This is a genomic window from Micromonospora sp. NPDC003776, from assembly GCF_053605645.1.
Map to the genome: position 1 here is coordinate 1 of NZ_JBSGJR010000380.1, position 6,977 is coordinate 6,977.

Sequence of the window (6,977 nt, forward strand, 5' to 3'; positions counted from 1 at the left end):
CGACGGTCAGCCCGAGGCCGACGGACACCCGGCCGGCCAGGTCGAGGCCGGTTAACGGCAGCCCGCCGCCCTGGCCGCCGCCCGGCGCGGCCGGGCCGCCCCCGCCGCCGCCCCCGTGGTCGTCGTCGCCCTGGTCGCCACCGGTGCGGTGGAAGGCGGTGGCGAGGCTGGTCACCTTCGCGTCCCGGTCGGTCAGCGGCGCCATGTGGAACTTCTGCTCGATGGTGGCGAGCACCGAGGTGGTGTCGTGCGCGGTGCGGTCCACGCTGAACGGGGCGGGCAGGCGCGGCGAGATCACCAGGGCCGGGATCCGGGTGCCCGGGCCCCACACATCGCCCTTCGGCGGGGAGACGTGGTCCCACTGGCCGCCGAACTCGTCGTAGGTGATGATGACCATGGTGTTCCTGGCCTGCTTGCCGCCCTCGACGGCCTTGAGCAGTTCGACCAGGTGGTTGCTGCCGGTGGCCTCGGAGGCGTAGCCGGGGTGCTCGTTCTCCTCGCCGACGGGCTTCACGAAGCTGACCGGCTTGAGCTTGCCCGCCTTCGCCGCCGCGATGAACTCCACCTCGTCGCGCAGGTGCTTCGCCCGCGCGTCGGTGCCGGGCGCGTACTTCGCGAAGTAGGTGAACGGCTGGTGGTGGAACTGGAAGGTGGCGTCCGGGCAGTTCGGGTAGACCGCACCGGTCATCGTGCGGGGGTCGGCGCAGGTCCTGCCGTCGGTGCCGTTCGTCCAGCCGGCACCGCCCACGTTGCCGGCGGCGTTGTCCCAGCCGCCGCCGTACCAGGCCCAGTCGATCTTCTTGGCGGAGAGCCGGTCGCCGATGGTGTCGTAGGTCAGCGCGGGCATCCGCTTCGCGTCCCCGGTGCCCGGGGCGTACGGCTGGTACCAGGGTTGCACGGTGTTGACCGCGTAGTCGCCGCAGACCGCCACCCGGCACGAGCCGTCCGGCTCGGGGGCCTGGGTCAGCGCCCCGTCGTGGTAGAGCGTGGTGTCGGTCGGGTGCAGCGGGTAGCTGCTGGGCATGCCGTCGGGACCCACCACCGCGTTCTTGCCGGCGGCGGTGACCTTGTCGGTCCACACCGGAGTACGGGCAGCGACCAGCCACTGGTGGTTGAGGAAGGAGCCGCCGAACGCGGCCTGGAAGAAGCTGTCCGCGATGGCGTAGCGCGGGGCGCCGGCCCCGTGCAGGTAGCGGTAGATGGGCAGCGACCGGGTGTCGTAGTGGCCCATGGTGAGGCCGAGGGCGTCGCTGCCGGTGACGTACCGGTTCTGCCGGCCGCCGTTGATCTGGTACTGCTCCTGGTAGAAGCGGTGCACCAGGTCCTCGGTGCAGCCGCCCGGAGTGCCGGTGCCGTCGAGCCAGCCGTTCGGCTTGTACGGGCCGTTCAGCACCGGGCAGGTGGTGTCGTCGGGCGTGATGTAGTCGTCGATGCGGAACGGCTCGTTGGGGAAGGTGCCGCCGGTGCAGTCGGTGGTGATCGGCGGCAGGTTGACGTCGTTCTGCGGCAGGCAGCGCAGCGTCGTGCCGTCGGCGCCGACCTGGGCGGTGTGGGCGGGGTCGGCCTTGGCCAGGCCGTTGACACCCTCCCAGCCGCCGAAGAGGTTGTCGAAGCTGTGGTTCTCCTCGTAGATGACCACGATGTTCTTGATGCCCGCCAGCGCCGATTCGTCGCCGGCCGCCAGGGCGACCGACGGGTTCGGCACGGCGACGGCCGTCACGACGGCCAGCGCGGCGCAGCCGGTGAGCACCCGGCGCGCGTGGGAACGGATGGACACGGATCCTCCCGTGGGACGGGGAACGGCGCGGAGTCCAGGGGCGCTTGCCGGGCGGCAAACGTCGCCCGGGTAAACCTATCGACCACAGTGCCCGTCGGGAAGCATCCCGGCCCGGCCGGCCTCACTCCGCCAGCCAGGCGCGGATCTCCGCACCGTGCGCGTCCAGCCGGGGCGGGGGCAGGTGGTAGCGCGGCGGGGTGGCCGAGAAGCCGACCGGGTGCCGCACCCCGGGCACCCCGTCGACCTCGACCACCGGGTCCAGCCCCAGATCGCGGGCCAGCGCGACCCCGCGGTCGAGCGGGTTGATCGGGCTGCACGGCACCCCGGCCGCCCGCAGGTCCCGGAACCATTCGTCGACCCCGCGCCGGCGCAACCGCTCGACCAGCAGCGGCCGCAGCGCGTCCCGGTGGGCCGTGCGGTCCTGGTTGCGCCGGAACCGGGGGTCGTCGGCCAGCTCCGGCACGCCGAGCACCTGACAGAGGGTACGGAACTGGCGGTCGTTGCCGGCGATCACGACCAGCTCGCCGTCGGCGGTGGGCAGCGGCTCGTACGGGAAGATGCTCGGGTGGGCGTTGCCCATCCGGGCCGGGACCACCCCACCGGCAACGTACGCGCTGCCGTGATTGACCAGCCCGGACAGCGCCGAGGAGAGCAGGTCCACCTCGACGTGCTGGCCGACGCCGGTCCGCTCCCGGTGCCGCAGGGCGGCGAGGATGCCGACCGCCGCGTGCAGGCCGGCGATCACGTCGAACACCGCCACTCCGGCCTTGTACGGGGGCCCGTCCGCCTCGCCGGTGAGGCTCATCAGCCCGGAGGCCGCCTGCACCATCAGGTCGTACCCGGGCAGGTCGGCGCCGCCCCCGGCGCCGAAGCCGCTGATCGAGGCGTACACGATCCGGGGGTTGCCGGCCGCGACCGCGGCGTGGTCGAGGCCGAACCGGCGTAGCGCGCCCGGCCGGAAGTTCTGGATCATGATGTCGGCGCGCGCGGCGAGCCGGCGGGCCAGCACCAGGTCACCGGCGTCGGCGAGGTCGAGCACCACGGAGCGCTTGTTCCGGTTGACGCCCAGGTAGTAGGTGGCGACGCCGTCGCGGACCGGGGGCGCCCAGGTCCGGGTGTCGTCGCCGCCGGGGCCCTCCACCTTGACCACGTCGGCGCCCAGGTCGGCGAGGAGCATGGTGGCGTACGGCCCGGCGAGGATCCGGGAGAAGTCCGCGACCAGCAGCCCGCTCAACGGCCCGGGCCGGTCGGCGTGCGGATCCATCGACGTCCCCTTCCCTTGGCGGAGGACCACGATGGCACACCCGGTTCAGCCGCCGGCGGCGGCCCGGCGGACCAGCCGGCGCGCCTCGTCGCGCGGCACACCGGTGGCCCGGAGCAGGTCGTTGGCGACGGCCCGTAGCTGCGACACGACGATGGTGCCGGAGAAGCCGAGGTCCTGCCGGCAGGCCCGCCCCGCCGCACGGACCGCGTCGAGCACCCGCTCGCGGGCGCGCACCGGCTCACCGGCGGCCAGGAACTCCCGGTGCAGCAGCCGGACCGCCTCGGCGACGTGCGCCACCGCGGCGGGCAGGTCCGCGGGCACCGGCTCGTCGTCGCGCAGCGTGGTGCCGATCCGGCGGACCAGGGACCGGCTGTTGCGGAACGCGCGGTCCATGTGCTCGGCCCCCCTCCGGTACGCGGCGAGGACCCGCCGGCGCCGCCAGCGGACCGGGGAGAGCCGGACCACCTCCTCGGCGGCGTTGACCACCTCGCCCAGCCGGTCCAGTTCCGGTTCGGCGGCCCGCATCCGGTCCAGCACCTCCTCGGCGGCGCGGGCGTCGCGCCGGCCCAGGGCGTCCGCCGAGGCGGTCAGCTCCCGGGCGAACCCGTCCAGGGCCGGGTCGGCGACCCGGCGGACCGTACGCAGCGGGTTCAGCGGGGCGAGCACGAGGACCACCAGGAGGCCGACGATCCCACCCACCAGGGCGTTGATCGTCCGGGGCAGTTCCAGGTCGGGGGAGGTGGGGGTCAGCGTGGCGACGAGGACCGCGGTACCGCCGGCCTGGGTCACCAGGGCGCCCGGGCCGCGCACCAGCACCGCGGCGGCGACCGCCAGGAAGACGATCACGCCGGTCTGCCACGGCCCGGTGCCCACGGCCGCGATCAGCAGGTCCCCGACTGCGATGCCGAGCACCACCCCGACCACCAGTTCGACGGTGCGTCGGGTCCGGCCGCCCAGCGAGGCGGCGATGACACCGACCGCGGCGGCCGGCGCGAACGTCGGCTCGGTGTTGTGCAGCACCTCGCGGGCGACCACCCAGGCGAGGGCGGCGGCGAGGCCCGCCTGCACCGCCACGATGAGGTACGTCCGCAGCCGCCGGTGGGTCGCCCGGCCGGCGCCCCGGACCCGGTCGCCCCACGTGGGTTCCCGCATGCGGGCGGGTACCCGCCGAGCGACCGGCGAACCTCAGCCGGGGTACGCCATGGTGCTGGTCAACGCCACCACGCCGGGCAGCCGGGTGTCCTGGCGCAGGAACTGCACCACCACCGGCACCGGGGAGCGCAGCACGCAGCCGTACGGGCGGTCCAGCCGCACCGCCTCCGGATCGATCAGGTCGTTGACCCGCACGTGCCGCACCCGGCGTGCCGCCACCCGCACCCGGTACGGCCCGACCGGTTCGGCGTCCTCGTAGTAGATCTCCAGGCTCAGCTCGGCTTCCCGATCGGTGGCGTTGAGCACGCAGAGCTGGTCGAAGCCGGTGAACGCCGGCTCCGGCCCGTGCGCTGGGAACGGCACATGCCCGCCGGGGACCACCCAGACCCGGGCGCCGAGCTCGGCCATCACCCCTCCTCCAGCAGCCGGGACAGGTCGGGGGTCAGGAACACCCCGTCCGGGTCGAGACGGCGGCGTACCGCCTGGAAGTCGTCCCAGCGGGGATAGAGCGGACGCAGCTCCCGGGCGGTGAGCCAGTGCTTCTTGCCCCAGTGCGGCCGGCCGCCGTACTGCCGGAAGACCGCCTCCATGTCGCGGAAGTACTCCTCGTAGGGCAGCGAGGTGTTCTGCAGGCAGGCGACCGTGGTGGTGGGCCGGGCGTACGCGTTGCTCAGCCAGATGTCGTCGGGGCGATGCTGCGCACCAGCACCCGCCAGCCGGCCACCCGGCGGTGCCGGTCCCGGATCCGGCGGCGCACCTCCGCGAAGCAGGCCGGGAACGCCTCGGCGGGCAGCATGTACTCGATCTCCTCGAAGCGCAGTTCACGGTGCCGGGGAATGGTGCGGTGGGTCGGACCCACGTCGCTCTCCCGCTCCTGCACGTCCCCCACCCGGCGGCCGGCCCAGGCGCGCGCCTCCGGCGCCTCGTCGACGCGGTTCAGCACCCGGACCTGCGTGAGGTCGCTGCGCGGGTACCAGTAGAAGTCCATGTTGCGGTTGGTGTGCTGGAGCTCGGCCAGGTGGTCCAGCGTCCAGTCGAGGTGGGCGCACCACGAGCGGCGGCGCAGCTCGTAACGGGGCTGGACGTCGAGGGTGACCCGGGTGACGACGCCGAGCGCGCCGAGGGAGAGCCGGGCGGCCGGCAGCAGCTCCGGGTTGCGGTCCGCCGTGATGTCCAGCGTCTCGCCGGTCCCGGTGACCAGGCGTACGCCGGCGAGCTGCGTGCTGAGGTTGCCGAAGCCCAGGCCGGTGCCGTGGGTGCCGGTGGCGGTGGCGCCGGCGATCGACTGGTAGTCGACGTCGCCGAGGTTGTCCATGGCCAGCCCGGCGTCGTAGAGGCCCTCGCCGAGGGCCTGAAGTCGGGTGCCGGCCCAGACGGTGGCGAGGTTGCCGTCGTCGGCGATCACCCCGGCGAGCCGGTCGAGGCTGACCAGGATGCCGTCGGTGCGCACCAGCGGGCTGGACGAGTGGCCGGAGCCGACCGGCCGGAGCGCCGTGCCCGCCTCCCGGGCGCGGTGGACCAGGGACCGGACGGCGTCCTCGTCGGCGGGCTCGGCGTACTCGGCCGGGGTGAAGGAGAGGCTGCCCGACCAGTTCACGAACGACCGCGTCACGCCTCGTTCCCCCGCTCCTCGGTCCCGCCCGGACGCCGGGGCTTACCCGCCCGGCCGGCGTAGTCACCCCGGCCGAAGCGGCGGCCCGCCCCGTCGCGCCGGTTTCCGGGACCCGCCGGGAACCGGGCGGGCACCCCCGACGACTACCCCTACATGGCGTGTGAGCAGTGGCGGGAGATCCTGTCGGCGCAGCTGGACGGGGAGGCGACCCGGTCCGAGTCGGCGGCGGCCGAGGAGCACCTGGCCGGCTGCGCCGGCTGCCGGGCCTGGCGCGAGGCGGCGGTGGCGGTGAGCCGGCGAGCGCGGACCCAGGCCCTGCCGCAGCTGCCGGACCTCGTTGACGTGGTGCTCGCGGCGGCGCCGGTGCGGCGGCCCTGGCGGGAGCGGCTGACGCCGGGCCTGCGCACGCTGCTCGGGCTGCTCGGCGCGGTGCAGCTGGTGCTCGGGCTGGCCCAGGTCGGACGGGACGCCGTCGTCGACCACGTGCACAGCTCCGGCCAGCACCTGTGGCACGAGTCCGCGGCGTGGAACGTCGCCGTCGGCGCCGGCTTCCTGGTCGTCGCGGTACGTCGGTCCACCCCGGCCGGGCTGCTGCCGATGCTCAGCGCCTTCGTCGGCACCCTGCTGCTGTTGTCGGTCAACGACCTGATCACCGGCCAGGTGGAGGTGTCGCGGCTGGTCAGCCACGGTTTCCTGCTGGCCGGGTGGGCGGTCATGATGGTGCTGTCCCGGCCTCGCTGGCGGCCGGGCGGCACGCCCCCGCAGCGCGGCCGCTCGTCCGGCTCCCGCTGGTCGCTGCACCTCGAGGAGCCACCGGAGCCGGCGCCGCTGCGGCTGCTGCCGCCGTACTCCGCCCAGGCCCGCGACCGCCGGGCGGCCTGACCGCGACCCGGCGCTGCGCCCACCTGGTCGTCCGGCGGGCCGCTCCGTCAGACGACCCGGGCCGGCCGCGATCCGTCCCGCCAGGCGGCGATCAGGTCCTCCCGGGCCCGGGCCACCCGGGAGCGGATGGTGCCCACCGGGCAGCCGCACACCTCGGCGGCCTCCGCGTAGGACAGGCCGACGATCTGGGTGGCGACGAACGCCTCCCGGCGTTCCGGGGCGAGCGCGGCGACGAGGCGCCGCAGGGTCACCGTGTCGTCACTGTCGGCGGTGACCGCGCCGGCCGCCTC

Annotated in this window: 8 protein-coding genes; 1 reads left to right on the plus strand and 7 read right to left on the minus strand. The window is 74.7% G+C overall.

The window, feature by feature from the left end; translation table 11 throughout:
- The 6 genes from acpA to ACWEVO_RS25415 all read right to left on the minus strand — a co-directional run.
- Nucleotides 1-1,777: acid phosphatase (acpA, locus tag ACWEVO_RS25390; RefSeq protein WP_452310024.1), on the minus strand; the 1,777-nt coding region annotated here is incomplete at its 3' end.
- A 121-nt stretch (nt 1,778-1,898) separates the two neighbouring features.
- Nucleotides 1,899-3,041: a CaiB/BaiF CoA transferase family protein gene (locus ACWEVO_RS25395; RefSeq protein WP_452310025.1), complete on the minus strand. Its 1,143-nt coding sequence runs from the start codon at nt 3,039-3,041 to the stop codon at nt 1,899-1,901.
- A 45-nt stretch (nt 3,042-3,086) separates the two neighbouring features.
- Nucleotides 3,087-4,193, minus strand: a complete 1,107-nt coding sequence (locus tag ACWEVO_RS25400; RefSeq protein ID WP_452310026.1) for an FUSC family protein — start codon at nt 4,191-4,193, stop codon at nt 3,087-3,089.
- A gap of 33 nt (nt 4,194-4,226) precedes the next feature.
- Entirely contained in the window at nt 4,227-4,601 is a 375-nt protein-coding gene (locus ACWEVO_RS25405) for a sensory rhodopsin transducer (protein WP_452310027.1), read from the minus strand.
- Entirely contained in the window at nt 4,601-4,963 is a 363-nt protein-coding gene (locus ACWEVO_RS25410) for a D-arabinono-1,4-lactone oxidase (protein WP_452310031.1), read from the minus strand. Before ACWEVO_RS25410 ends, ACWEVO_RS25405 begins: the two co-directional genes overlap by 1 nt.
- Nucleotides 4,864-5,805 (minus strand): FAD-binding protein, encoded by a 942-nt coding sequence (locus tag ACWEVO_RS25415; RefSeq protein ID WP_452310028.1) that lies wholly within the window; start codon nt 5,803-5,805, stop codon nt 4,864-4,866. The genes ACWEVO_RS25410 and ACWEVO_RS25415 overlap by 100 nt, the downstream gene beginning before the upstream one ends.
- 153 nt (nt 5,806-5,958) lie before the next feature.
- Here ACWEVO_RS25415 and ACWEVO_RS25420 point away from each other — a divergent pair, with 153 nt between their 5' ends.
- A complete protein-coding gene (locus ACWEVO_RS25420; protein ID WP_452310029.1) occupies nt 5,959-6,687 on the plus strand; it encodes a zf-HC2 domain-containing protein in 729 nt (242 codons plus the stop codon).
- Nucleotides 6,688-6,734: 47 nt separating this feature from the next.
- Here the strand turns inward: ACWEVO_RS25420 and ACWEVO_RS25425 are convergent.
- The coding region (locus ACWEVO_RS25425; RefSeq protein ID WP_452310030.1) for a sigma factor-like helix-turn-helix DNA-binding protein at nt 6,735-6,977 on the minus strand (243 nt) is incomplete at its 5' end.

Excerpts from the sequence above, each read along its gene's own strand:
- ACWEVO_RS25400 (WP_452310026.1), bottom strand. The coding sequence starts at position 4,193 with ATGCGGGAACCCACGTGGGGCGACCGGGTCCGGGGCGCCGGCCGGGCG.
- ACWEVO_RS25405 (WP_452310027.1), bottom strand. The coding sequence starts at position 4,601 with ATGGCCGAGCTCGGCGCCCGGGTCTGGGTGGTCCCCGGCGGGCATGTG.
- ACWEVO_RS25420 (WP_452310029.1), top strand. The coding sequence starts at position 5,959 with ATGGCGTGTGAGCAGTGGCGGGAGATCCTGTCGGCGCAGCTGGACGGG.
- ACWEVO_RS25395 (WP_452310025.1), bottom strand. The coding sequence starts at position 3,041 with ATGGATCCGCACGCCGACCGGCCCGGGCCGTTGAGCGGGCTGCTGGTC.